The organism is Streptomyces rubellomurinus (assembly GCF_000961885.1).
Lineage (GTDB): Bacteria > Actinomycetota > Actinomycetes > Streptomycetales > Streptomycetaceae > Kitasatospora > Kitasatospora rubellomurina.
Genome location: NZ_JZKH01000015.1, coordinates 66,526 through 93,146, shown reverse-complemented (window position 1 = coordinate 93,146; position 26,621 = coordinate 66,526). Strand labels below are relative to the sequence as shown.

Sequence of the window (26,621 nt, the reverse complement as noted above, 5' to 3'; positions counted from 1 at the left end):
GGGGCGGCGTGGGCCCTCAGGCCGTAAGGGCGGCAGAGGGGCTGAGGCGGTGATCATCCTGCAGGATGGCCTGCTGTAGTTCTCTGAGCGCCCGGCCCGGTTCCACGCCCAGTTCCTCCCTGAGTGTGGTGCGCGCTACGTGATACGCCTTCAGCGCGTCCGCCTGGCGCTCCGAGCGGTACAGCGCGATCATTAGCTGGCGATGGAATGCCTCGCACAATGGGTGCTCGGAGGTGAGCGAGTAGAGCCTGCCGACGAGTTCCCGGTGCAGGCCCAGCCCCAGCTGGGCATTGGTCATCAGCTCCAGCCCTTCCAGGCGCGTCTCGTCCATCCTGGTGATGAACCCGCTGGTGATCGGCCCTCTGCCGTGGCCACCGAGAACCGGGCCGCGCCACAGGCTGAGCGCCTTGTCGAGACATGACGTGGCGGCAGTGAACCTGCCTTCCCGCACGTACCTGCGACCCTGTTCGACGAGTTGCAGAAACTCGGCGAAGTCCACCTCGTCGTCCCCAACCCGCAAGGTGTACCCGGACGGTTTGGTGCCTACCGGGCTCACGGGCTGATCCTGCGACACGAGGAACTTCCGCAGTCGGGAGATGTACACGTGGAGACCGGCCGACGCGCGGCCGGGCGGGCGGGCTCCCCAAATCTCCATCGTGAGCTGCTCAGAGGTGACGATCTCGGGCGAACGGATGAGAAGCGTGGCGAGAACCGTCTCGAACTTCTTGCCAGCGGCCGTCCTGCACGATTCATTGTCGACGACCCGAAGGGTCCCCAGCATTTCGTATCGCACGATGCGGGCTCCTTGATAAGAATACAGATCGATAGGATTTCCACGACCGCCGCTGCGATCGGCGAGGGGAGAGTGACAGTTGTCTGCCGAAGATAAGTGGATGCCGCCCCAGGGCAGTAGGGGCGAATCGAAGAGTGCGGAGTACTAGTCCCCGCAGGTATTTCGTCCGCCGGCGTAATTTCCGAAATCTGTGTTTAGAGCCGCAGGCTCTGCATCGGCGGGGGTCGACAGCCCGAAGTGGCGGCAATGTTATCGCAGTGAAGATCATTTGCCGTAGGAGCGGCAAGACGGGCTTGGTCCTGATGGGCGTACCTCGATAAACCGACTTGTCGGCTTCATCTTTCTTCGGTAGAGGAAGTTACACGCGATTTGGTCGATTCCATCCGATTGGTATCTCCACTGGAGACCCTGCGATCCGGAGCCTGGTCGTCACGCGACTCCCGCCCAGCGCGCGAGAGTAAGGTCACCGCAGTCCCGCCGGATCGCGGGTCTGCAGCTGCGAAAAGGCCGTCGGGTCGACGCCGCACGATCTGGCCGTGCCCCACCGCGTCGTCGTTGCGCCGTACAACTGGAAAGCCTGCACTGCCAAGGGCGTCTACTGCGTCCGCGGGAACCTCGTGCTCGGCGACGACCGTCCCGGTCAGGTCTCCTGGCGCCCGTCCCGTGACGGACCACCGTGGGCGGTGAAGGACGTCGGCCGCGTCCATCCCGGCTTTGAGGTGCGCGGCGAACTGTGCGTGAATCTGGGGCTGCGCGGGCCCACCCATGGTTCCGTGTGCCCCCGTGATCTCACCGTCTCTGCGGGTGATGACTGGCAGGAGTGTATGCGCCGGGCGTTTCCCCCCTCGCAGGTAATTGGGTGATGCCGGATCGAGGGAAAAGGCGGAGCCGCGATTGTGCGCAACAATGCCCGTCCCTGGATCGAGCAGCCCGGAACCGAAGCTCTGGAAGAGGCTCTGGATCAGAGAGACGGCATATCCTTCGTCGTCCGCCGAGACGACTGCCGCAGTGTCCCCTGTCGAGGGGGGAGCCGAAGCGATATGCCGCGTAAGTTGCGGAGCGTCGCATGACAGTTCCGCGATGCGCTCGTCGCTCAGTAGGTACTCGATGTCGACGGGGGCGGCCCGGGGATCTGCAAGGTAGGCAGCACGGTCATCCGCAGCCGCCTGGAACACGCGGGCATACACCCTCGCGGCGGAGCCGAGGGGGTCGAGGTTCGAGGGGAGGGCGTCGAGTGCACCAAGGATCTGCAACAAATGCACCCCCTGGGAATTCGGGGGGGCGGTGAGGTACTCCTCCCCGCCGAAGACCCTCCCGATCGGCACCGTGATCTCTGTCTCGTGCCGGGCCAGATCCCCGGTGCTCAACGCAGAGCCATGCCCGCGTAGGAAGGTAACGAGGGCCTTTCCGACATTACCGCCATACAGGGCAGAGGTATGTGTTTCCGCGACGGCCTCAAGCGTTCTCGCGAGCGCCGGCTGCGCCAGAACGGAGTTGACCACTGGCGGCACCCCGCCGGGATAGAACACCGCCCGCATGCCGGGGTCCCGCGCGAGGAGTTCCTGTTCGTGTGAGAGCACACGAGCCAAATCTGGCGACACGGGAACCCCCTCTGTGGCACACGCGACCGCGAAGTCGAACAGTCGCGGGAAGGGGAGACGCCCCGCGAGCCGGGACAGGGTGGCCCAGCCAGCGGCAGCTCCCGGTACCGTCACCGTGTCTGGCCCTCTGGTTGGCATTGCCCCTACGGTTGCCAAATCGGCGGGGGTGACCCCCGCAGGCGCCGCTCCGGTGGCGTTGACCGCCAGGACCCGCCCGTCGGGCACAGCCACGAGTGCCATCAAGTCACCGCCGATGCCACACTGATGAGGGAGGACGACCGACAGAGTGATCGCGGCGGCCACCGCGGCGTCCACCGCGTTTCCCCCCTGCTCCGCGACGCTTTTCCCTGCGTGTGTGGCTAGTTCGTGAGGGCTGGCCAGCCCCAGGCCAGGTCGCCCAGGCGGGCGCTGCACCGGGCTCATCAAAGGACCATCCCTTCGGCAGCTCTCACGGGTGGAGTTGTTACCTCTCGGGCTCGGCGGGTGCACGATGTGTTGCGCAAGCTGCTCGGTGGCCACGGCGAGCCCTGCCGGCCCTGCTGAGAGGGGACCCCGTCGAGTGGGTTACCCCGGAGCCGCAGGCCCGTGCCCGGCAGCGAGCCGATCACGGCCCGCGCGGGCACCAGACAGGAGAAGAACTGCCGCATGGGCCAGCTGCCTAGGTGAGAGCTCTCGTTGTGGAACGAGATCGACCTGTCCTTCGGGTAAAGCGTGGACTGGTAGATCTTGTCGGAGTCGCCCTCCCTCGACAGGTCGCCCTTCTCGCGGGACAGGGTGGGGCAGATCGCGGACGCCGCGGCCTCGAACTCCGCGACCGATCGTTCGTGGAAACCACGCAGCAGCAAGGCGCCGTGGGGGTGCAGGTAGGAGTCGACGAGATCGCGATCCTCCCGCAGCCAGCCGGGCAGGTCGGCCCCGTCGACCGGGGGTGTGACCACCAGCGGCATCATAGGCGCATTGCGCAGGAATTCGGTCTGTATCGGGTCGACCGCCGGCAGGTCGGTCGAACGCCGCCTGCTGCCGTGCGGCGACTGGACCCTCGATGTCCTCGAGTTTAAGTCGATCAAGGTTCGTCTCCTCACTTCTTCCTCGGTCCTCGCTCGTGGGACTGCGGACTGGCGGGCCTACTGGTCATTCCAAGATTTCTTAGCCGTTGATCGTTGTGGGCGAGTGTCAGCAGTCGATCACCTGGTTTCGTAAAGACGGGCTTGGCCCCTCGACTGCCAGCCGGTGTCGGATCGCCCCGCGGATCCCGTTCTTCGGCGACGGCGTGCGGGACGACGACGGGCTCCTTGTAGATCCGCGACAGCATCGGTCCCGTCATCCCGGTGGTCACCAGGGCCATGACGACCATGAGGGAGTACAGGGAGCCGTCGAGCAGCCCCGTCTGGAGGCCGACGCCCAGGATGACGAGTTCAGTGAGGCCACGGGTGTTCATGAGCGTGGCGAGCGCTGTCGCAGGACGCGCGGGGAGCCCGGTAGTCCGAGCGCCCAGATAGGTGCCGCCGAACTTGCCGGCGACGGCGACGAGCAGGATCGCGCCGAGTTGCACGATCTCGGTCCAGCCGAACCCGCCGAGGTCTACCTTGAGGCCGGCCACGACGAAGTAGACCGGTAGCAGGACGGAGGTCACGCGCCCGGTGTGGTCCATCACGTCGGAACGCAGTCTTGTCGCACCTTTCCTCGGCATCATCAGACCGAAAATGAAGGCGCCGAAAATGTAGTGCATGCCCATCATCTCAGTGGTGGCCCCGCACACCAGGGCACCGATGAGCACGGGGGCGTAGACGTGCGGGGAGGTGGGCCCGCCGCCGTCGCCGTCTCTGTGGCGCAGGATCCAGCGGCGCAGCACAGGGCGAACGAGGAGCAGCATCAGAAGGACGAACGGCACCATCAGGGCGATACGCCAGTATTCGCCGTCGCTGCCGACTGTGGCCTGCACCCCGGCGAGCGCCGTCCAGGCCACCACGTCGACGACAGCGGCCGTGGCCAGTGCGATACCACCGAGTGTGGTCTTGGTCAGCCCTCGGTCGGTGAGGATCCGGGCGAGGACGGGGAAGGCCGTCACGGACATGGACAAGCCGATGAAGACGATGAACGCAGCCTTGTTCTCGGTGTCGTGGGTGCGCAGCAGGGAGTACGCGAGACCGGTGCCAAGGACGAACGGGACCATCGTTGAGCCGATGGTCGCGGCGGCCGTCATGCGCCCCCTGCCGCGCAGTGCGTGGCGTTCGACCTCCAGGCCCACGCCGAACATGAAGAGCGCCACGCCGACGTTGGCCATGCCGCTGAGCACGGGTCGGATCGTGTCGGTGAAGAGCTTGTCGGAGACCGCCCCGTCGAGCAGAGTCGGCCCGAGGAGGACCCCCGCGAGGATCTCTCCCACGACGGGCGGCTGCTGCACCTTCGTCGCCAGGTACCCGAGCCCCTGGGCGAGGACGAGGATGAACGCGAGGTCGAAGAGGAGTAACGCCACCTGATCGCTGTCCATACCTGACTTTCTTTCGCTTCCGTCGTCGCGGATGTCACGGAAGGTGGCTGATGAGTGCGTGCGGAACGGTGTCTGGCGGCTAGTGGTAACGACCCGTCAGGTCCAGTGGCAGGGGTGATGTGTGCTCGAGACTCGAGACGCAGCCTCCTGCGAATCGGCTCGGATCGTGAGACGCGGACCCCTTCGAGGGCGCATCACCCCTGCCACCCGCAGTGTGCCGCGCGGAATTAGCGGCCACGCTGTCCACTGCGGGCGCGTCGAACGTTTTCGCGGTGTGGGCGCAGGTTCGGCTCAGCTCGCCGCCGATCTCCTCCGTTAAGCAGCTGATCCCTCTCCGCTGTCCATTGCCTCGACAAGACTCCTTGGGCGCATGTCCGTCCAATTCGTCTCAATGAACTGGAGGCAGTCCTCGCGGCTGCTCTCGCCGTGGGCAATGGTCCAGCCATCCGGCACCGAGATCGAAAACGGCCAGAGGGAATGCTGATTCTCGTCGTTCACTAGGACCACGTACTGTGCTTCTGGATTCTCGAACGGATTCGTCACATCCATGCTTCTGCTCCTATTTCTCTGAATGATAGCAACCGACGCGCAATTCGCAGGTGTGCCGGCCGCTCCCGTCCCGAACCCAGAGGTTCTTCGAGTCTGGCAGCATCTCGACCACCTTTGCCGGTGCTGTGGCGCGTTGCCAGAACCTGGTGAAGAGCTCTACGAGCACCGGGATGCGAAAATCCACGAACACGGGTTTAGGCTCTGCGCTGAACTTGACGTACACCTCGTCAGGCAGACCGAATTCTTCCTGTGCCCACCGTCCCAGGCGCTGATTCTCGGCCGTCATGGCCCGCCATCGGGCCTTCGGCGGAGGTGGCAGCCACCAGGTCTCCCTGTGCACCACCGTGCGTCCCACCGTGAGCCGCGGCAGGTGGTTCACATGCTCCGGTACGCGACGCAGTCCGTCATCGGGGCCGATGCTGCGGGCCCCGGTGAAGAGGGTGAATAGGGTCTCGACTTCGTCGCCCCACGACCGCAGCGGCGGTCTGGTCAGCGAGATGCGGCCGAGCGGCTCTGCATACAGATGCAGACGGTCGCCCGCATGCCGCACGGACAGGTCGCGGGCACGAGCGAACCGCCCCAGGGGGCGTGGGCTGCGGCCGGCGAACTCGACCTCCGGTAGGGCTGGAGCCCGCGCGATCGTCTTGCGCCAGTGCCACATCACTGGATCGCAGATGGTTGTGTCGCTCAGCTCTGAGACGATGTCGGCGATCTCTCTCGTCAACGCGTCCGCGTTCGGGTGTAGATCCGTCCACAGCCCTTGCAGTAGTTGGTCGTGCAGCCCGTGCACCTCGCCGATGACCGACAGGAAGTCGCCCCGGTTCAGGGCGTCCTGGTCCGTCGCTCCCAAGAGAACGTCGGCGCCAGCCACACACCAGGTGTCGAAGTTGACAGTCCCGGCTCGCTCCCGTCCCCAGGCCAGATCGAGGTTTACGCTCCTGCGGTCCGAGTTCTGATGGAGTACGTCGCTGATGGCGCACGGTCCGGACTCCAGAACCCGTCGATCCAGGGCCCGCAGCTGTGTGCCGAAGGCGTGGCCGTCCCGTGACCACGCCAGCAGCACCTCGTCCAGGGGGACGGACCGGTCGGAGCCGAAACAATGCAGGAACCAGCGGTCGACTTCGGCGGCGCGCGCCCGGCGTCGGGCCAGAGGCAGTTCGAACAGGAGGTTGAGAGCGATCGGCAGCTCGTTCTCAAGGTAGTCCCGGACGGGGCCACCGATGTCGAAGCGCTTCCATGTGTGCAGGCACTCCTCGATCACGATGGCCCGGTCCGTGTAGTGACCGCCCGCTCCCCTGGTTGAGGCGGCACCGGTGATCTCCTCGAAGCGCGTGCGGGTGGCGCCCAATGCGGCTTGGCGTTCACGCAGTCCTTCCGCGCGCCGGAACCGCTCACGGAGTCTGTCGAGTTCGTCGCATATGCGCGTCCACCGCGTGCGCGCCTCGCCGGGCAAGGTGGCGACGAAGGTCCGCACGTGGTGCATGGGTTCCAGCATCCCGACGGGGATGTCCAACCGGAGACGGACGAGCCCGTGGGCCTCCAGGCCTCGGAGCAGCTCGGCGGCCTCTGTCACGGTGATCCCGAGTGTGTCGGAACACTCCTGCACGGTGCGGTTGCCGTCCACCAGCTTGAAGAGCACGGACTGGGGCGAGCCCGCTGCCGGCGGCGGTATGTCGCTCACCTGGATCGGATGATCGACGAAGTGCACCCCGCGCAGGAGACCTTCCCGCTCGACGAGGTTGGGGGGCCGTACCGGAACCAGGAAGGGCATCACGTCCGCGTCGGCGGCCATTCGATCGGCAATGACCTGTGCGGCCCAATGGCTCCAGAACACCGCGCGGCGCGCTTCAGTTCCTGCCTCTCCCTGTTCCAGGGTGACGGTGCTGTCGTCAGTGAGACGGGCCCAGAAGACGGGGCCGAAAAAGCTGGTGCTTTCGTTCTTGGCGCAGAATCGTTGGAGGTACATGGCCGCCAGCAGAGCCTTACGACGGTCGTCGGAGCGGAAGCGTGTGGGATCGGGGTTCTTGGCCAGCCAGCGGTCGAGTTGCTCGAACGCGTCCGGGCTGGACATCATCACCGCCTCGAGGAAGCGGTCGTCGCGACACACCTCCAGCAGTGCCCGCACACTCTCGGAGATGTCCTGGGCGCGTAGGGAAGCCAGCGATTCGAAAGGGAAGCCGGTGGTCTTGATCAGTACATCGTTCGCGACGAGCCAGGAACTGGTCGCCTTCGTCTCGGCTGCGCCGGAACGGACGGGTGCCGTCACTTCACGTCCCGGTAAAGGAATTCTTTCCAGACCTGCATCATGTAGGTCATCGCGGCCTTCTCTGTGTCGTTGAGATCCGGGTGCCATACGTCGAAGAGCAGGACCGCCCTGATGCCCTCGCTCTTGTTCCACACCTCGTGGTCGAAGGAGTCGTCGAAGGTGAATGCCACGCCTTCCGCCCAGTCCCGGGTCTCCTCATGGACCCGCATGGCGCAGTCCTCGGGTACGACTAGGCCGAGGTGGCAGCGGACACGGACATTGATGAAACCGCAATGGGGTGCTACATGCGTACCCGGGTCCATGACAGAGAAGTAGGACATCCCGGCGGAGTCGGCCCCGGGAATTCCGGACAGCACCGCGCTGGTGCGGGGACAGGAGTCCATGTTTCTCTGGTTGACCTGGCCCAGGAGATGGAAGTAGTAAGCGCTCCATCGTCCGCTCCGGGCGAGGTTGTGCGAGTTGGGATGCCGCATGATCCCGTTGGCATTCGGGCCGGCTGCTCCCCAGGCCTTGAGAAACTCACCCCTGACGTCCGGGTATGCCTTCTCCAGGCCGGCGATCCACGGGAAACGGTTCTTGTCCCACCAAGGGGAGGCCTCCAGCCCGGGGCACAGGATCTCGGGGCGTTGCGGACCGGCCTCGGTGGAAGGCGTGCGACTCTCTCCCTCGTCCATGCCGTTGAATATTCTGGTCAGTTGTGACCGGTCGGCATTGGTGCGGTTGATCCAGCCCTCCAGATACGGCCGACTGTCCTTAACCCATGTGGTCATGGTCCGTCCCCTCTGTTGATGAGATCTCGGTAGATCTGCGCAGGCTCGGCGTTCTGTCGTAGCCGGGGGCGATCCCCAGACGTCTGCCGAGCTCCTCCAGCGCGCTGTGTGTGGCGTCGGCAAGTCGGATGCCGTGTGTCTGCCTCTGCCTGGCGATGGCCTCCGGAGTGCCGGGAACCTGGATGTGACTCGCATTGCCCGCGGCGCGGCCCACGGCGGTGGCGGTCTGGGCGACTTGGCGGGCGTAAAGGGCGCCATCGCCGAGAGCCTCGGGGTTGATGGCGATGACTGCGACGCCCCCCGCACGACCCCGGGGGTCGGCTCGAGTAGGTAGCTGACTTCCGGCCAGAGTGGGCTCAGGGTCGCCGATCATGGCGAGGGAACCGATCAGGGCCGCGGCCAACCCCAGACCGAACCCCTTGTGCCCTGCGGTGTGGCCGCCGAGCGGGAGCAGCCCGCCACCGTTGAAGTAGTCCTCCGGGTCCCGACCGTCCTGGGCGTCCGCGTCGACGATGCATCCTGGAGGAAGGGACTGTCCGTTCTCCCTCGCGACGGTGATCTTTCCTTCGGCCAGCATCGTGGTGGAGACATCGACCACGACGGGCGCCCTCTGTTCTGCCGGTATTCCGATGGCCCAGGGGTTGGCGGCCAGGAATCGGGTCGAGGTCCCGGGGAGCACCGCGGCTCCCACGGAGTGTCCGGCAGCTCCGACCAGCACGATAGCCACCAGACCGCGTTCCGCCAGATACTCGGCGTAGGTTCCGAGTCGTCCGGTGTGGCCCGAGTGCCGGACGGCGGCGATCGCCACACCCTGCCGCTCCGCTCGTGCAGCCACCCACTGGCAGGCAACCATGGTGGAGAAGTGGCCGAAACCCCGGGCAGCGTCGAAGAGTGCGGCGCCCGGACCGTCCCGCACGAGCCGAGGGCGTGCCTGGGGCACGAGGTCGCCTCGCTCCCACTCGTCGAAGTACTGCGTTAGGCGCATGACACCGTGCGACGGATGCCCGGCCAGGTCGGCATCGACGAGGTGCTCCGCCACCTCCGCGGCCACGTCGGCCTCCGCACCCATGCGGCGGCACACCGCCGTGCTGAAGCCGCGTAGTTCGTCGGGTGCGACCGGCTCACCGAAGTGCAGGTACATCGACAGCCCCCTCCGTCCCCTGCTCATCAGAGGAACGACCTCCACAGCGTCATAAGGAAGCTGAGAGCACGGCATTCATGCTGACTCAGCTCCGGATGCCAGGTGTCGAGCAGGAGTACGGAGCGCCAGCTGTCCGCGTCGTTGCGTACGGCATGCTCGAAGGAATCGTCGAAGACCACGACCTTGCCCTCCTCCCAGCTTCGGGTTTCTGCGCCCACCCGCATAGCGCAGTTCGGTGGTATGACCAGGCCGAGGTGCGCGCGAATGCGCGTATTTGTGAAGCCGCAGTGCGGCTTGACGTCGGTGCCCGGCGCCATCCGGGAGAAGTACGCCATGCCGGCCGATGCGATGCCCGGCACCTGCTGAAGAGTCTGAGACGTGGCCGAGCACTGGGCGTGGTTCTCCTCGTAGCGCCGCCCCAGATTGAAGAAGCGGTACGTCGTCCACTGACCGCTCGCCGCCAGCGTCCCGGATTCCGGGTGTGCTGACATGGCGCCGGACTGTTCGAGCAGTTCACGCCGGATATCCGGGTAGTTCCGCTCTAACACCTTCACCCACGGAAAGTGGTCGGGGTCGTGCCACGGCCGCGCCTCCAGGCCGGGACACAGGAACGCCGGACCCTGCAACGGGGCACCGCGGTCACCGGCGCCCTCCAGGCCGTCGAAGATCCGCTCCAGTGCGGATCGGTTGATACCGGTGTCGTCGGACCATTGCATGAGCGCGTCCACATCCTTGGCGCGCTGCTCTTCGTTCATCGAACTCCCTTCCCGTAAGACGGTGGCCCTAGGTGGCTTGGAGCGTCCTCGGTCGACTCGTGAAATAACTATGCGTACCTTTAGAGAGATTTATTTACTAGGATTGGAGGTGATGCTGGCACTGCTTCATTGCCTTACGGTGCCACTGTGCCCGCAATACCGCCTCGGCCAGCACGTCCGTGGTGTCCACGGTCGGCAGGTGTGAAGTGCCGCTCGGATTGATCACGGGTAGCTCGGTGCAGCCGAGCACTACTGAGTCCGCACCGGAACGCGGTGCGATCTCATTGATCCACTGCGCGAACTTTCGTCGATAGACCTCGAGATCAGTTCCGCGTTTGACCGCCTCGATGAATCCGTTCACCTCGTGTTGCTCCGAGGCGGACGGATAATGTGCGCGGATACCGTCCTCCAGATGCGGCTCATACAGGCCGAGCCTGACTGTCGATTCCGTGGCCAGGACGAGGGGGTGGCGGTACTGCCGCTCGCGTAACCGTCGCCCTGTCTCCTCGAGCAGGTTGAAGACGGGCACGCCCCCGGCTGCGGCGATCTCTTCCCGATAGGCGTGGGTCGTCGCGGACGGGATCGCGATGCTCTCCGCGCCGGCCGCAACCAGCCGACGGGCCACCTCCACGAGAACGGGGAGCGGGCTAGGCCCCCTTCCGGCCAGGTGGGCGATCCGGCTCGGTACCCGGTCCGCGATGAGGATGACGGTGGGATAGTCCTCGTCCCGGTCGGCCCCGCTCAGCTGCAACAGCCTCTGATAGAAGTGGGCAGCCGCAAGCGGGCCGACCCCGCCCACCACTCCGATGGCGCCGGTCATGCGAGTACCTCCAGAAGAAGCTGGGCCAGGATCTGTACGTGCGGCGCTTCCATCACGTCGTGGTGGTTGCCCGGCACGGTGACCGTGTGCACTGCACTCTTGGTGCGTTTAGCCCAACTCCGCGTCCGCACCTGGGGGTTCGGCAGAGTGGGGTGCAGGTCCGCAGTGCGGAACAGATAGATGTCGGTCTCAACCCGGCGTGTGGTCCGATAGTCGTCCGCGATCCTGCCGTTGGTGGTGAAGACGTCCACCATGCGCCGAATGGCGCGCGCGTCGGCGTGCCGTGCGACGCGGTGCTCCGACAGCAACAGATGGCTCAGCCGCTCCTTCGTCTCCTCCGCGCCCCCCTCACCGCGCAGCGCGTCGGTGTCAATGCCGTGCAGAATGCCGACCCTGTCCAACTCGTCGGCCTCTGCGTACCAGCCATCGATGCTGTCCTCGCCGAATGCCCGCGCGTCGATGACTCCGAGAAAGGACACCCGCTCGCCCGCCGCCTCGAGCTGCGCGGCCATCTCGTGAGCCACATTCCCGCCGAAGGACCAGCCCGCCAGCAGATAGGGGCCGTGCGGCCGGACCTCGGTGATTGCATCGAGGTAGCGGCGAGCCATCTCGGGGATTCCGGTGAGCGGGGCGGCGTCGCTGTTGTAGCCCACCGCTTCGACGCCGTAAACAGGCCGGGCTTCGCCGAGTTCCTGCACCAGCGCGACGTACGAAGACACTCCTCCGGACTGGGGATGGACCAGGAACAGGGGCGGAGAGGAGGAAGTGCTGCGGTTCATCTTGAAGAGCAGGCGTTCGGCCTGAGCCCCGCTTCTGGCCAGCTCCTCCGCCAATTGTTCCACGGTTCTGGCGATGAAGACCGTGCTGAGTGGGACGTCGATACCTGTCTGGGCGTGGACCCGCTGGATCATTTCTACGGCTTTCAGGGAATGGCCACCTATGTGGAAGAAGTCCTCCCGCACGCCGATCGGACTCCGGTCCAACAGCTCCTCCCAGATGCCCGTCAGTTGCAGTTCCAGACGGTCCCGCGGTAGCACGTGCTCGCCGACCGGTTCACGTCGCGGTTCGGGCAGCGCAGCGTGATCCACTTTGCCGTGCGGCGTCCTGGGGAGCGCGTCGAGCACTACGTATTGCGACGGTTGCAGTTGCGGAGGGAGCGTCGCACCGAGCCGGCTGCGCAATGCCCCGGTATCCACCGGTGTGCCGCCGGCCTCTACATAGGCGACCAGTTCCGTCTCGTCGCCGGGGGCCCTTCTGGCGACGACCGCCGCATCCCTCACGCCGGGCCCAGCGCACAGTGCGGCCTCCACTTCGCTCGGCTCCACTCGGACGCCACGAATCTTGACCTGGCGGTCGGTTCTGCCGTGGAACACCAAGTGCCCCTGGGCGTTCCATCTCGCCAGGTCGCCGGTGCGGAACATTAGGCTGCCGGCAGGTCCATGAGGGTTGGCCACGAAGCGTTGGGCGGTCAACGCCGGGGATCCGTGGTATCCCCGCGCGAGTCCTGCCCCCGTCAGGTAGACCTCACCGACCGCTCCCGTCGGCAGCGGCTGGAGTTGTGCGTCGAGGACCAGGCAAGCTGCCCCGCGGATCGGCCTGCCGATCGGCAACGGTCCGGCAACCGGCTCCTCTGCTGCGATGCGATACCAGGTGGACGTCATGGTGCACTCGGTCGGGCCGTACTGGTTGACGACGACGACATCGGAGCCCAGTGTCCGAGCACGGCGGACCTGACCTGAGGTCAGTGCCTCGCCACTGGTCAGCACGAGGCGTACATCCAGGTCCCCGGCCTCGTCATCCGGTTGCGCCGCACTCAGCGCGGTCAGCAAGGAAGGCACGACCGACAGCAGCACGTTCACGCCCCGGCGGCTCATCTCCTTTCGGATCGAGCGGGGATCCCGAACGCCGGCCTCCTCGGACACCACCACGTGGGAGCCGCAGACCAGCGGACCGACGATGTCCCGGACGGACGCGTCGAAGGACAGAGCCGCCAGCTGCATGACCGTGTCGCCGGGCCCGAGCCCGTGATACGTGCGCAGGTATTCCAGATAGTTGACCACTCCCCGGTGGGTTGTTACCACGCCCTTCGGAGTCCCGGTGGAACCAGAGGTGTAGGTCATATAGGCAGCGTCGTCCGGCCGGTGGGTCGTTCGCACCGGGCCGTCCGGGTAGTCCCGCAGTTCTTCCCCCGTCGCGTCGAGCAGCAGTGTGTTGCGAAATGTGGGGAGATCGGGCAGTGCGGCGTGACGGCCGTCTGTGAGCAGGATCTCCGCCGCGCTCTCGCGCAGCACGAGGGCGTTGCGGCCGACGGGTGCTCCGCTGTCCAACGGTACGCACGGGGCTCCGGACGCAAGGACTGCCAGCAGTGCCACGACTGTGTCCACCGAACGATTGGCGAGCATGGCCACGGGGCGTTGTGGACCTGCGCCGTGGGCGAGCAGCCACCTGGCCAGGCGGTTGACCCTGGCGTCGAGCTGCGCGTAGCTGAGGCTTCGGGAGCCACAGGTGACGGCGGTCGCCTCGGGGGTCCTGCGCGCCTGGGCCCGGACCAGGTCGTATGCACGACGCTCGTCCGTAGCGGGCGTCGGGGTCAGGCGCGCCAGGTCGTGCGCGTCGGGCGCGGGCAGCCGCGCCACGTCGCACTCAGGATCGGCGACTGCTGCCGTGAGGGAGTCGAGGAAGAGACGGACGAGTTGCGCCATCGACTCACGCCAGTAAAGATCCGTGGCATATGTGACTGTCCCCGTCATGCCCTGGGCCGACTCTACGACCACCACGCTCAGGTCGAACTTTGCGGACTCCTCCGGGACGGGGAAGGGTTCGACCCGCACGCCGGGCAGATGCAGGTCCGCGAGCTCGTCGGAGCCATGGGCGAACATGATCTGGAAGAGCGGATGTCGGCTCAGCTCCCGCTCGGGCCGTAGTTCCTCCACGAGCCGGTCGAAGGGCACGCTGTGGTGTGCCTCCGCCTCGACGACTTCATGCCGTACCTGGCTCAGCAGATCCACGAACCTCAGCCCGTCCGTGACACGGCCCCGCAGCACCACAGTGTCGACGAAGGGGCCGATGACGTTCTCCAGTTCGGGGTACAGGCGGCCCTGGCCTGCCATGGGGGAGCCGAGCACGATGTCCGGGCGCCCGGAGAGCCGGGAGACCACCGTCATGAAGGCGGCCATGAGCGTGACGTAGACCGTGGTGCCCTGCCGCTTGGACACCTCCCGCACCTGTTCCGCAACATCGTGGGGGATGGCGAACTCGAGGGTCCGACCCCGGCCCGTGAACTCCGCCGGCCGGGGGAGATCGGTGGGTAGTTCGGTCGGCGCGATGCTGTGCAGCCGTTCCTTCCAGAAGGCGAGGTCGTCCTCCACTGGTGCTTCGTGGTTCAGTTCCCAGTGGGCGAAGTCGCCGAACTGCCTGGTGAGCCGGGGCGGTTCGGTGCCGCTGTGCCCGAGCCTGGCACGGTAGAACCCGCTGAGGTCACGGAACAGGACGGGCAGGGACGAACCGTCGACGACGCTGTGATGCAGCGCGAGTGCCAGGACGTGCTCCTGAGGACGAAGCCGCAGGAGCCGTGCGCGTAGGAGTGGTCCTTCGGTGAGGTCGAAAGGTTGGCGGGCTAACTCGGCTGCCCAGGAAGCCGAGTCCGTCACCGGGTCTGTGGAGCTGGTGAGGTCCATGGTGGCCAGCCAGGGAGTGGGCGACTCGTCCACGATCTGCTGGAGGGCGCCGTCTGCGTACCCGAAGCGGGTACGCAGAATGTCATGCCTGGCTACGACGTCCTCCAGCGCCGCACGCAGTGCCCCTTCGTCCAGCCACCCGTGGAGTCTCAGCACCGGAGCGACGTTGTACGCGCATCCGCCCGCCCGGAGCTGCTCGAGGAACCACATGCGGCGCTGAGTGTACGACGCGGGAGCTGGGGCTCCTCCCGGCCGACGCGGGATGATTGCGGCGCGTTCGGCGTTCCCGAGCGCCGCCGCGAACTCGGCGACCGTGGGAGCCTCGAACAGCGAGCGCACCGTGATCTCCAGGTCGAGCTCGGCGCGCAAGCGCGCCACACTCTGAGCGGCGCGCCGGGAGTCCCCGCCGAGGGTGAAGAAGTTGTCGTTGACGTCGATCCGTTCCAGCCCGAGCACTGCCGCCCATACCGCCGCGATGCGCTCTTCTCGCTCGGTCCCGGGTTTCCCGTTGATGCTCGGAGTCATCGGCGCGGGCTGCTGGGTGAGTGCGGATCGGTCGATCTTGCCACTCGGGGTGAGCGGCAGGCGGTCGAGCGACACCCAACCGGTGGGGACCATGTAGGCGGGTAGGCTCTGGGAGGCGTGGTCGCGGAGCGCCTGTTGGCCGGGGTCGATCCCGTTGCGCGGAACCGTATAGCCCACCAGGCGCCGACCGGTGCCTGAGCCGTGGGTGCGCACCGCTGCCTGGGCCACGTCGGGATGCGTGCGCAGGCAGCTCTCGATCTCCTGGAGCTCGATCCGGTGACCACCGACCTTCACCTGCTCGTCGTTGCGTCCGACGAACTCGAGCCGGTCTTCCATGAGCCGGCGTACGAGGTCTCCGGTGCGGTACATGCGTGTGCCGGGCTCACCAAAAGGATCGGAAACGAAGCGCTCGGCTGTCAGCGCTGGCCGGCCCAGGTAACCGTGGGCGACGCCGGAACCGGCGAGATACAGTTCGCCGGTTGTACCGACCGGGACCGGCCGCATCCTGCTGTCCAGGACGTAGACACTGGTGCGGCTGAGGGGCCTGCCGATGGAGACCGGGGCCGTAGACCCCGGCATGGACGCACCGCCGTGACCGGTCAGCTCTTGTGCGGTCGACCAGATGCTCGTCTCGGTCGGTCCGTAGACGTTCCACAGCACACTCACCCGGCGCCGGAGGCTGGCGGCCAGCGGCTCGGGCAGCGTTTCTCCCCCGCACAGGACCCGCACGTCGCCGCCGGTCCATCCGGTCTCGATGAGGACCGACCACCCCGTGGGAGTGGCTTGCAGTACGGTGATCCCAGCCGACTCGACGACCTCCGTGAGCAGCTGCCCGTCCTGAGCGACCTCGCGGGCCAGAACGTGCACTGTGCTTCCCACAGTGAGTGGGACCAGCAGCTCCAGGACGGAGATGTCGAAAGACACGGTGGTGAGCGCGCCGACGACGTCGTGGGGGCCCAGGCTCAGCCGTTCCTTCATGTCCTGGGCGAAGTTCACGACACCGCGGTGGGGCACCATGACCCCCTTGGGGTGCCCCGTGGAGCCCGAGGTGTAGATCACGTAGGCGAGCTGTTCCGGCGTGCCCGTCGGCAGGGCGTCGGATGCGGCCTCGGCGATGACTGCGGCATCGCGGTCGAGGTCAACAACGTCGACATGGGCCGGCACGGGGGTCTCGCCCAGGAGGGTGCCCCTACTGACGAGCTGGCGGATGGCGCAGTTTGACAGCAGGGAGTTCACTCGCTGTCGGGGAAGCGACGGATCGATGGGGACGTAGGCGCCCCCTGCTCGCATGACGGCCAGCAGGGTGACCACCAGGTCGGTGGAGCGCTCCAGGTGCACGCCGACAATGTGGCCGGTGCGCAGACCGCGTCGCCGCAACCAGGCGGCCAGCCGTGCCGAGCGATCCGCCAGTTCCCGGTAGGACAGCGTCCGGTTGCCGCAGCGGACCGCCGGGGCATCCGGGGTCGCTTCGGCCTGGTCCAGGATGAGGTGGTGCAAGCACTGTTCCACGGGCGGAAGTTGTTTCCGCTCACCACACTGCGACGGTGCTGCGTACTCTTCCTGAGGGCCGAGTATGTCCAGCTCGGACAGCCGGCGGCTCGGCCCGGACGCGACGCTGAGCAGCAGGCGCTGGTAGTGCTCGACCAGGTGCTCCACCGTTTCGCGGTTGAACAGGTCGGTGGCGAAGATCGCCTGCCCGGACAGGGCGTCTGCCTGCTCGGACAGGGCGAAGGTGAGGTCGAACTTGGAGGAGTGGGTGTCGGGTACCACCGAGGTGACCGTGGCGTTCGGGAGCTGGTAGTCCTGTTGTTCGACGTTTAGCTGGAACATGACCTGGAAGAGCGGGTTCTGGCTGAGGCTGCGCTCCGGGCGCAGGTCCTCCACCAGCTTCTCGAAGGGCACGTCTTGGTGGGAGTAGGCGGCTACCACAGTCTTACGTGTTCGCTCGACGAGCTCTTCGAACGTGGGGTCTCCCGACACGTCGGTGCGCAGCACCAGGGTGTTTGCCAGGAGTCCGATCAAGGATTCCAGCTCAGCGTGGGTCCGCCCGACGACCGGAGTGCCCACGGTGATGTCTTCATGTCCCGCGTGACGGGCCAGGAGTGCCTGGAAGGCGGCGAGTAGGGTGACGAACAGGGTGGCTCCCCGGCTGTGACCGATCTCGGTCAGTTCGCTGGTGATGGCGGCGGGGACGGTGAAGGAGACGGCGTCGCCGCGTCCGGACCAGTGACGGGGACGGCGACGGTCGGTGGGGAGGTGCAGGGGCCTCAGGTTCTCCAGCTGTTTGCGCCAGTAACCCATCTGACGTTCCATGCCGTCGCCCACCAGCTGCTCTCGCTGCCAGTGTGCGAAGTCGCTGTATTGCAGGGTGGTCTCGGCGAAGGCGGGCCGCTCGCCCAGTCGGAGGGCCTCGTACACCTGGGCGATCTCGGCCCACAGCAGCGGCAGCGACCAACCGTCCGCGGCGATGTGGTGGATGCCGAGCACCAGGAGGTGTTCCTGTGCGGACTGCCGAATCACATCGATGCGGATCATCGGGGCCCTGCTCAGATCGAACGGTTCCTGAACGGAGGCGCTGACGGCGTCCTTGACCTGCCCTTCACGCTCGGCGGCCGACACCTTGCTGACGTCGGTCATCCGAAGGGGTACCTCGGTCACCTCGCTCACCACGGGCACCGGGAGCCCATCGCGCTCTACGAACACGGTACGAAGTACCTGGTGGCGCTCGACCACCTTGGTCGCGGCTTGCTGGAACAGCTCCGCGTCGAAGATTCCGTCAATCCGCAAGATCACGGGGATGACGTACAGGGAACGGTCGTCCAGCAGGCGGTCCAGCAGCCACAGGCGCTCCTGGGCGGACGAGGCGACCGGTTCGCCCTGGGCCAGGGGGCGGCGCGGCACTGTGTCCGAGGCTCCGTCGCGAGACCGGACCCGGGCGGCGCGGATGCGCTCGGCGATTCGGGCACGCCGCTCGTCGGAGACCCTGTCTGCGCCCGCGGTCATGCTGGTTCCCCCTTCGGGTCGCTTGATCGGTACGGCCGCGGTTCGGGCTGCGAGACATCCTGGCCGGGTTGTGCGGCACCGGACCTGGCCAAGTCCGCTAGCAGCGCGTCCTCAACGGCTTCTGCCAGACCGCGGATGGTGCGGTGTTCGAAGAGCAGGCCCACCGGGAATTCGAAGTCCAAGGCCCTGCGCAGACGTGAGATGACGCGCATGGCGAGCAAGGAATGGCCGCCCAGGGCGAAGAAATCATCGAACACGCCGAGACGCCGGGGTATGCCGAGCACTGCCGACCAGATGTCCGCGATCAGGTGCTCGGCCTCGCTGCTCGGTGGAGTGCTGTCTGCGGGCAGCCCACTGTCGCCCGGGTCGGGCAGGGCTTTCCTATCGACCTTGCCGCTGGCTGTCATGGGAATGTCGTCGAGGAGGGTGAAGGAGCTGGGGGTCATGGCCGACGGCAGCCGTTCGGAGGCGAACTCCCACAGTTCCCGGGCGGACGGTGGCTGATCGGTCTCGGTCGGCACCACGTATGCAGCCAGACGCTGATCGTCCGGAGAAGGGGCCCACTTCACCACCACCGCACGGGACACCAGTGGGTGCAGCCGGAGCGTCTGCTCGATCTCTCTCGGCTCGATCCGAATGCCACGGATCTTCACCTGGTGGTCCGTGCGCCCCAGGAACAGGAGCGTGCCGTCTGGGCGGCGCAGACCTTTGTCGCCGGTGCGGTAGAGACGTTCTCCGGGAGAGAAGGGGCTGGCGACAAAAGCCTCGGCGGTCTTCCGCGGATCGGCCCAGTAGCACCGTGCCAGGCCTCGGCCGGCGAGGTAGAGCTCCCCCGGTGTGCCCACGGGTGCCGGTTCCAGCCGGTCGTCCAGCACGTAGACCTGATGGTTGTCGATCGGCAGCCCGACGGGGATCTCAGGTCGGCCGACGTCGTCGGCAGTGCACGTGTGGATGGTGGAGTCGATGGAGACCTCCGTGAGCCCCCACTGGTTGTGCAGTGCGCAGCCTGCGTTCCTCATCCGTTCGTAGAACAGCGCGACGAGGTCGGGAGGAAGTGCCTCCCCGCTGGATATCACGTGCCGCAGAGCTCCCATTGCGTCAGCCGCGTGTGGTGGTAGGTCCTCCAGGAAGAGGGCGAGGATGCTCGGGACGAACTGCACAACGGCGACCTGGTGCTCGACGATCGCCCGCGCAATCGCGTGCGGGTCACGGTGAAGTCCGGGGCCGAGTAGGGCGACAGTGCCGCCGACCATCAGCGGCCAGAAGATCTCCACCGCGGAGTCGTCGAAGCTGAGCACGGTCTTGTGCAGCACGGACTCGCCGGGCTTCAGCTGGTGCTGCCGCTGCATCCATCGCATCCGGCTGACCCAGCCAGCGTGCGTGCTGGCGACCCCCTTGGGATTACCGGTGGAGCCGGACGTGTAGTAGAGGGACACCACGTGCCCTGGCAAAACCGGAGCGCTGGGCGGCGTCTGTGGATAGGACGTAACGGCACTGATGTCGAGGGGCACCGGCGTGGCCGGGCACGTCCCGGGAAGCCGCTCACCGTGGGCGGCCGTGGTCAGGCACACCGGCGCTGCCGCATCCGCAAGGATCTGGACAGCACGTCCGCTGGGCACATCGGGATCCAGTGGGAGGTAGGCGCCGCCGGCCTTGAGTACGGCGAGAAGTCCCACCACAAGTTCGACCGAACGGTCCGCCCACATGCCCACCGGCACATCGGGGCCCACCCCGTGGTCGCGCAGCCGGTGAGCAAGCCGGTTGGCCAGGCCGTCCAGCTCGGCATACGTCAGGGAACGCGAGCCATCGGTCACGGCGGTGGCCCCGGGTGTGCGCCGCGCCTGCTCCTCGAACAATTGATGCAGACAGGAGCCGTCCGTCTCCTCCTTAACGGCGGTGTCGTTCCAGCGGTGGAGCTGCTCGTGTCGTTCCTCGGCAGTGAGCAGCCGGAGCCCTGAGACGGCAGCGTCCGGCTCGCCAACGGCGTGGCCGAGCAGTCGCACGAAGTAGTCCGCGAAACGCTGAACGGTGGCCCGGTCGAAGAGATCGCAGCTGTACTCGATCAGACCGGACACGCCGGCCGGTCTGCCGTCCTCACCAGAAGCCTCGGCGAACTCGAAAGCCAGGTCGAACTTGGCATACACGCGGTCGGCGGGGGCCTCGGTGACCTGCAGCTCCGGTAGCTCCAGTCGGGCGTCATCGGTGTTGTGCAGGATCAGCATGATCTGGAACAGCGGATGCCGCGCGAGCGAGCGTGACGGCTTCAGTTCTTCCACCAGCCGTTCGAAGGGCAGCTCCTGGTGGTCGTATGCCTCCAGGTCCACCGATCGAACACGGCTCAGCAGTTCCCGGAAGCTGGGGTCGCCAGACACATCCGTGCGCAACACGACGGTGTTGATGAAGAACCCGACGAGGTCGTCGAGAGCATCGTCCATGCGCCCCGCGACGGCCGATCCCAGGGGGATGTCCGTGCCTGCGCCCAGCCGGTGCAGCAGGGCGGCCAACGCCGCCTGCAGCACCATGAACACCGTGGTGTCCGATGCGCGGGCCAGATCGTGGACGCTGCGGTGGAGTTCGTCGGTGAGTCGGAAGTGCACCGCGCCGCCGGTGTAGCTCGCCAGGGCGGGACGTGGGCGGTCCAGCGGGAGGTTGAGCTCCTCGGGGATGCCTTCGAGTGCCGTCGTCCAATACGCTCGCTGAAGGGAAAGCAGACTCTCCGGATCGGACTCCGAGCCCAGCAGCTCGCGCTGCCACAGGGTGAAGTCGGCGTACTGCACCGGGAGGCTGGACCACTGCGGAGGCTGGCCGGATCGGCGGGCTTCGTAGGCGGTGCGCAGATCCCGGAACAGCGGGCCCTGGGACCACCCGTCGCCCGCGATGTGATGGATGACGAGAACCAGCGTGTGTGTAGCTGTGCTGCTGGAAAGCAGGTGCGCCCGGACGGGGATGTCGACGGTCAGGTCAAATTCCTGACTGCTCAGCTCGGCCACCGTTGCTGCTGCACCGCCCGCAGCGACGGTGGTGACCGTCAGCAGGCTCGCCGGCGGGGGGAGTACGATCTGATGCGGTTCGCCGTCACGTTCGGGAAACACCGTGCGCAGGCTCTCGTGCCGGCCGACGACATCCTCCAAAGCCTGCTGTAGGACCTCGATTTCCAGCGACCCCGATAGGTGCCAGACGAAGGGCGTGTTGTACGCCGCCCGCTGTGTCTCCAGCCTGTTCAAAAACCACAGCCGCTGCTGCGCAAAGGACAGCGGGAGCGCCTCGGGACGCGATCGCGGTTCCAACGCTGGCCGTGCCTGCCGCCCCTGGTGCAAGATCTGACTCAGACCGGCAACCGTGGGGGTGGCGAACAGAGCCTGCACGCCGATCTCCGCTTGGAACGACGATCGGATGCGGCTGATCAGCCTGATGGCCAGGAGTGAATGCCCACCAAGCTCGAAGAAGCTGTCATCGATGGTTACCTGCTCCACGCCGAGGACCTCGGCGAACAGGAGGCAGAGATCTCCTTCCAGGACGGTGCGCGGCGGCCGTCCCGAAGAGCGCGGCGAGAAGTCGGGAGTCGGCAGCGCCTTGTGGTCCACCTTTCCGTTCGCGGTCAGCGGCAGCTGATCCAGGTAGACCACCATGGCCGGAACCATGTAGTCGGGGAGAATGACACGGGCGTGGTCACGCAGTGCTGCTTCGTCACGCCGTCCCGCCGCCGGCACGACGTAGGCTACAAGACGCTTGTCACCCGGCTGGAACTCGTGCGCTCGCACAGTCACGTGCTGCACATCCGGGTGATCCGCCAGCACCACTTCGATTTCACCCGGTTCGACACGGAAGCCGCGTATCTTCACCTGGTTGTTGGTGCGCCCCAGAAACACCAGTTCGCCGTCCGCACGCCAACGGCCGAGGTCACCCGTGCGGTACATCCGTTCACCTGCAGCCCCGAACGGGCACGCCACGAACCGCTCCGCCGTCAGACCCGGACGCTTCAGATACCCCCGCGCCAGCTGGACACCCGCGACATATATCTCACCCGGAACACCCACTGGCACTGGCTGCAGATACTCATTCAGCACATACACCCGGGTGTTCCACAGCGGCCGGCCAATCGGCACGACTCCGGCCGGGGCACCCTCGTCCCTCGCTATACGGAACTCGAGACACCCGACAGTGGCCTCCGTCGGACCGTACTCATTGACCACTTCCGTCCTGGAATGGTCTGCCAGCCACGGGGTAATCATCTCACCGGTGAGCTGTTCACCGCCGACGACCAACTCACCGCCCCGGGCGAGATACTGCGGTAACCCGCGCAACAGCGGGATATGGCTGGGCGTGCCCTTGAGGAAGGTCACCTCACCAGCCGCCTCAACCTCCTCGTCCAAGGACGCAATGACAATGCGTCCGCCCGCGCACAGCGGCCCGTAAAGTGATGTCACCGCAAGGTCGAACGCCGGAGACGTATGCAACAGGGCTTGTCCGGCGAGAGACGGATAAGCAGACAGACTCCACAGCAGATAGTTAGTCAGCGCACCGTGCTCAATCACAACACCCTTGGGCCGGCCGGTGGAACCCGATGTGTAGATCACGTAGGCGGGGTGGGAGACCAGCAGGGGCGAACCGCGCTCGGAATCCGTGACGTTTGCGCTGGACTTGGACCCCGTCGTTGCCATGAAGTGCGGCGTGTCGAGCACGAGGACGGGCAGCTCAGCGGGCACTGTCCCCATCAAGTCAGCCAACGTGATCGCGCACTTGGGGCCCGCGTCCGCAAGCATGAAGGTCAGCCGGTCGGCTGGATAGCTGAGGTCCATGGGAACATACGCGGCACCCGCCTTCAGCACCGCGAGAGCCGACGTCACGAGCTCCACCGAAGGGGGGAGCACCAGTGCGACCTTGTCCTCCGGGCGCACACCATGTTCAAGCAGGACCCTGGCCAGACGATTGGCACGGGCGTTGACCTCCGCGTAGGTCAACGCCGTATTCTGGGACACTAGGGCCACTGCATCGGCGTGTTTCGCGACGCTTCGCTCGAAGAGCTCCGGCATCGTGGACGACGGTACGGGGATCGCAGTGTCGTTCCACCGGCTCAGCATCATGCGCCGCTCGTCTGGTGAAAGCAGGTCGAGTCCCGAGACGCGCTCGTCCGGAGCCTCCACGGCGTGATCGAGAATCCGCAGGAAGTACTGGGCGAATCCCTCGACGGTAGCATCGTCGAACAGATCGCGGCTGTGCTCGACGACGGCGCTTAGACCAGCTGCTTCACCGCCGGGTCCCAGGTGCTCGGTGAACTCGAAGGTGAGGTCGAACGCGCCGCGCGCAGGGTTCGGCGGTGTCTCAATGACGGACAGGCCAGGCAGTCTCAGTTCGCTTCCGTCGAGGTTCTGCAGGATGAGCATGACCTGGAAGAGCGGGTGCCGGGAGAGGGAGCGCTCTGGACGCATGCGCTCAACCAACTGTTCGAATGGCACGTCCTGGTTCGCGTACGCCTCGAGATCCACTTCGCGCACGCGGGCCAGCAGCTCGCGGAATGTGGGGTCCTGAGAGACATCCGTGCGAAGCACGAGCGTGTTCACGAAGAAGCCGATAAGATCGTCGAGGGCCTCGTCCGCGCGCCCGGCAACCGCAGTACCGATCGGGATATCCGTTCCGGCGCCCAGTCGGTGAAGCAGTGCCGCCAGGGTCGAATGCAGCACCATGAACACTGTGGTTCCGGAGGACTGGGCGAGCCGCACCATCTTCCGATGGACCTCGGTGCCCACCCGAAGATGTACGACACCTCCATTGCGGCTCGGCACCAAGGGACGAGGGCGGTCCACGGGGAGAGCCAGCTCTGTTGGGACGCCGGTCAAGTTCTCTTCCCAGTACTCCAGCTGACGTGACACCATGCTGGACGGATCGGCGGATGATCCCAGCAGGTCACGTTGCCACAGCGTGTAGTCGGCGTATTGCGCCGGCAAGTCGGACCACATCGGCGGTTGCCCCAAACACCGGGCCGTATAGGCCGAGCTCAGATCCCTGAACAGGGGCTCACGGGACCACTCGTCGGTGGCTATGTGGTGCAGGACGAGCACCAGCACATGGTGGTTCGGCTCGACTCCGAAGAGCCTGACGGCGACAGGTGGCTCCGCTCCCAGATCGAAGCAGTGCTCCATGACCGCGCTGATTTCCTCCTCCAGTCGACCGGGGGCGACAGCCTTCACCGTCAGTTCGCCAATTGACTGCGCCGGGTCGAGCACGATCTGGCAGGGTGCCCCATCCACCTCGGAAAACACGGTGCGCAGGCTTTCGTGGCGCCCGACCACGTCTTCCAGCGCTGCCCTCAGCGCCGACACGTCGAGTTCCCCCGTCAGCCGGAGAACGAATGGGATGTTGTAGGAGAGCCGGAGGTTCTCGACGGTGTTCGCGAACCAGAGCCGCTGCTGGGCGAAGGACAGCGGCAGGACGGCAGGACGTGCTCGTCTCTCCAGTGGTGGGCGTGCTCCGTCGGCTGCATCGATGACCCGGGCCAGCCCCGCGACTGTCCGTGCCGAGAAGAGCGCCCGCGGACTGAGTTCCACCTTCAGCGCGACGCGGATGCGACTGATCAGCCGCACCACCAGCAAGGAGTTGCCGCCGAGTTCGAAGAAGTCGTCGTCGATACTCACTCGCTCGGTTCCCAGGACCTGGGCGACCAGATTGCACAGCAGCTCTTCCCGGCCGTCGTGAGGGGAACGCCTCGCACCCGGAGCGAGGGGGCCAGGCGCAGGGAGCGCGCTACGGTTGATCTTTCCGTTCGTTGTCAGTGGCATGTCGGGGAGCAGCAAGCAGGTCGACGGGACCATGTATTCTGGCAGGTCGGCCGCGAGGAACACTCGAAGGTCACCCGGCTGCAGGTCATGGCCCGGCCGGGTCACCGCATAGGCGACGAGCCGGGGGTTGCCGACCGTGTCCTCCCTGAGCACCACGGCTGCCTGGGCGACGCCGGGGTGCCGGGCCAGTGCTGCTTCGATCTCGCCAAGCTCCACCCGGAAGCCCCGTACCTTGACTTGGTCGTCTACTCGCCCTAAGTGCTCGAGCAGGCCGTCCGGGGTGATCCGCACATAGTCGCCCGTACGGTACATGCGTGTTCCGGCCGAGCCGAAGGGGTTCGCAACGAATCGCTCCGCGGTGAGCCTGGACCGGCCCAAATAGCCGCGAGCGAGTGCCTCGCCGGCGACGTAGAGCTCTCCGTCCCCGCCCGGCGCGACGGGGGACAGCGAAGAGTCGAGGACATGGACCTGGAAGTAGCGGAACGCGGTTCCTATCGGGACCCGACCCTTGGGGGTGGCCGTTCCCGGAGGCAGCACGTATTCCAGGCAGTTGACCGTGACCTCAGTCGGACCGTAGGCATTGATGACGGTGACGTCCGGGTGATCGGCGCGCCATGCGTCGATGGCACTGCCCGTCAGCGGCTCCCCAGCGAGAATGAGCTTACGGGAGGGGGCTGTCTCCTTGGACAGGCTTGTCAGATAGATGAACTGACTTGGCGTCACTTTCAGGAAGGTCGGTCGCCGAGTGGGTGAGGCAGGGTCCTGCGTGTCCATGAGGTGTACACAGCCACCGCTGAGTAGAGACGCGCACAGTGCTGTGAGGGTCAGATCGAAGGTCATTGGCGAGAGCACGAGCGACTGTTCTGCGTCGTCGCCGTACTCATCGCGTGCGCGTGCCGCATAGCAGGCCAGCGCGGAGTGCTCGATCATGACGCCCTTCGGGCGGCCGGTGGAGCCGGAGGTATACATGACGTACGCAGCATTCTGAAGGGACAGCGTTGAGTGCCGTTCCTCGTCAGCGACGTCAACCAGGGCGAACCCGGCGAGGTTCTCCGCCGTACGCAGATCGTCGAGTAGCAGGTATGCGACGTCCGACGACGGCAGACTGGGGGCCACCGAGGTGGTGCTGACGACGAGCGTGGGTGCAGCATCCTTCAGCATGAACCGCAGACGCTCGGCCGGATGCTCGGGATCCACCGGTACATACGCGCCGCCGGCCTTGAGTACGGCGAGTATCGTCACCACGTAGTCCACGGAGCGTGGCAGGGCGATTGCCACCTTCCGTTCAGGCCCAACACCACGAGCCATCATCTCCCGTGCCAGCTGGTTCGCCCGAGCGTTGAGGCGCCTATAGGAGAGCTCTTCGCCGGCCGCGCATATGGCGATGCTGTTCGGGTTTCGCTTCGCCTGTTTCTCGATCATCCGGTGCAGGAAGACATTGCTCGTCATGCCCA

At 66.2% G+C, this 26,621-nt stretch carries 12 protein-coding genes; all 12 read right to left on the bottom strand.

Translation table 11 applies throughout. The features are described 5' to 3' along the window. Positions 1–16: 16 nt before the first annotated feature. The 12 genes from VM95_RS10330 to VM95_RS10275 all read right to left on the bottom strand — a co-directional run bounded on the left by VM95_RS10330 (position 17) and on the right by VM95_RS10275 (position 26,616). The gene (locus VM95_RS10330) at positions 17–793 is read right to left on the bottom strand and encodes an AfsR/SARP family transcriptional regulator (protein WP_045694389.1); all 777 of its coding nucleotides are present in this window, start codon (positions 791–793) and stop codon (positions 17–19) included. Positions 794–1,128: 335 nt separating this feature from the next. Next, positions 1,129–2,817 (bottom strand): gamma-glutamyltransferase family protein, encoded by a 1,689-nt coding sequence (locus tag VM95_RS10325; RefSeq protein ID WP_078859762.1) that lies wholly within the window; start codon positions 2,815–2,817, stop codon positions 1,129–1,131. Beyond that, positions 2,817–3,461 (bottom strand): TauD/TfdA family dioxygenase, encoded by a 645-nt coding sequence (locus VM95_RS38680; protein WP_052707264.1) that lies wholly within the window; start codon positions 3,459–3,461, stop codon positions 2,817–2,819. The genes VM95_RS10325 and VM95_RS38680 overlap by 1 nt, the downstream gene beginning before the upstream one ends. Positions 3,462–3,472: 11 nt before the next feature. Further along, positions 3,473–4,885 carry a cation:proton antiporter gene (locus tag VM95_RS10315; protein WP_078859761.1) on the bottom strand — a complete coding sequence of 471 codons (1,413 nt, stop codon included), beginning with the start codon at positions 4,883–4,885 and terminating at the stop codon, positions 3,473–3,475. Positions 4,886–5,200: 315 nt separating this feature from the next. Continuing rightward, positions 5,201–5,428, bottom strand: coding sequence for an MbtH family protein (locus VM95_RS10310; RefSeq protein ID WP_045694459.1), 228 nt, complete (start codon positions 5,426–5,428; stop codon positions 5,201–5,203). Between the two features lie 16 nt (positions 5,429–5,444). Next, entirely contained in the window at positions 5,445–7,700 is a 2,256-nt protein-coding gene (locus VM95_RS10305; protein ID WP_045694387.1) for a lantibiotic dehydratase, read from the bottom strand. After that, complete coding sequence (locus VM95_RS10300) at positions 7,697–8,470, bottom strand: aspartyl/asparaginyl beta-hydroxylase domain-containing protein (protein ID WP_157882036.1); 774 nt, start codon at positions 8,468–8,470, stop codon at positions 7,697–7,699. Before VM95_RS10300 ends, VM95_RS10305 begins: the two co-directional genes overlap by 4 nt. Further along, on the bottom strand, positions 8,454–9,611 hold the full coding sequence (locus VM95_RS38675; RefSeq protein WP_157882035.1) for an Ldh family oxidoreductase: 1,158 nt from the start codon (positions 9,609–9,611) through the stop codon (positions 8,454–8,456). The genes VM95_RS10300 and VM95_RS38675 overlap by 17 nt, the downstream gene beginning before the upstream one ends. Positions 9,612–9,637: 26 nt before the next feature. After that, complete coding sequence (locus VM95_RS10290) at positions 9,638–10,366, bottom strand: aspartyl/asparaginyl beta-hydroxylase domain-containing protein (RefSeq protein ID WP_052707261.1); 729 nt, start codon at positions 10,364–10,366, stop codon at positions 9,638–9,640. A gap of 97 nt (positions 10,367–10,463) precedes the next feature. Beyond that, on the bottom strand, positions 10,464–11,186 hold the full coding sequence (locus VM95_RS10285; protein ID WP_045694384.1) for an aspartate/glutamate racemase family protein: 723 nt from the start codon (positions 11,184–11,186) through the stop codon (positions 10,464–10,466). Then, complete coding sequence (locus VM95_RS10280) at positions 11,183–18,391, bottom strand: amino acid adenylation domain-containing protein (protein ID WP_045694382.1); 7,209 nt, start codon at positions 18,389–18,391, stop codon at positions 11,183–11,185. Before VM95_RS10280 ends, VM95_RS10285 begins: the two co-directional genes overlap by 4 nt. Then, positions 18,388–26,616 (bottom strand): non-ribosomal peptide synthetase, encoded by an 8,229-nt coding sequence (locus tag VM95_RS10275; protein WP_052707260.1) that lies wholly within the window; start codon positions 26,614–26,616, stop codon positions 18,388–18,390. Before VM95_RS10275 ends, VM95_RS10280 begins: the two co-directional genes overlap by 4 nt. Between the last annotated feature and the right edge of the window lie 5 nt (positions 26,617–26,621).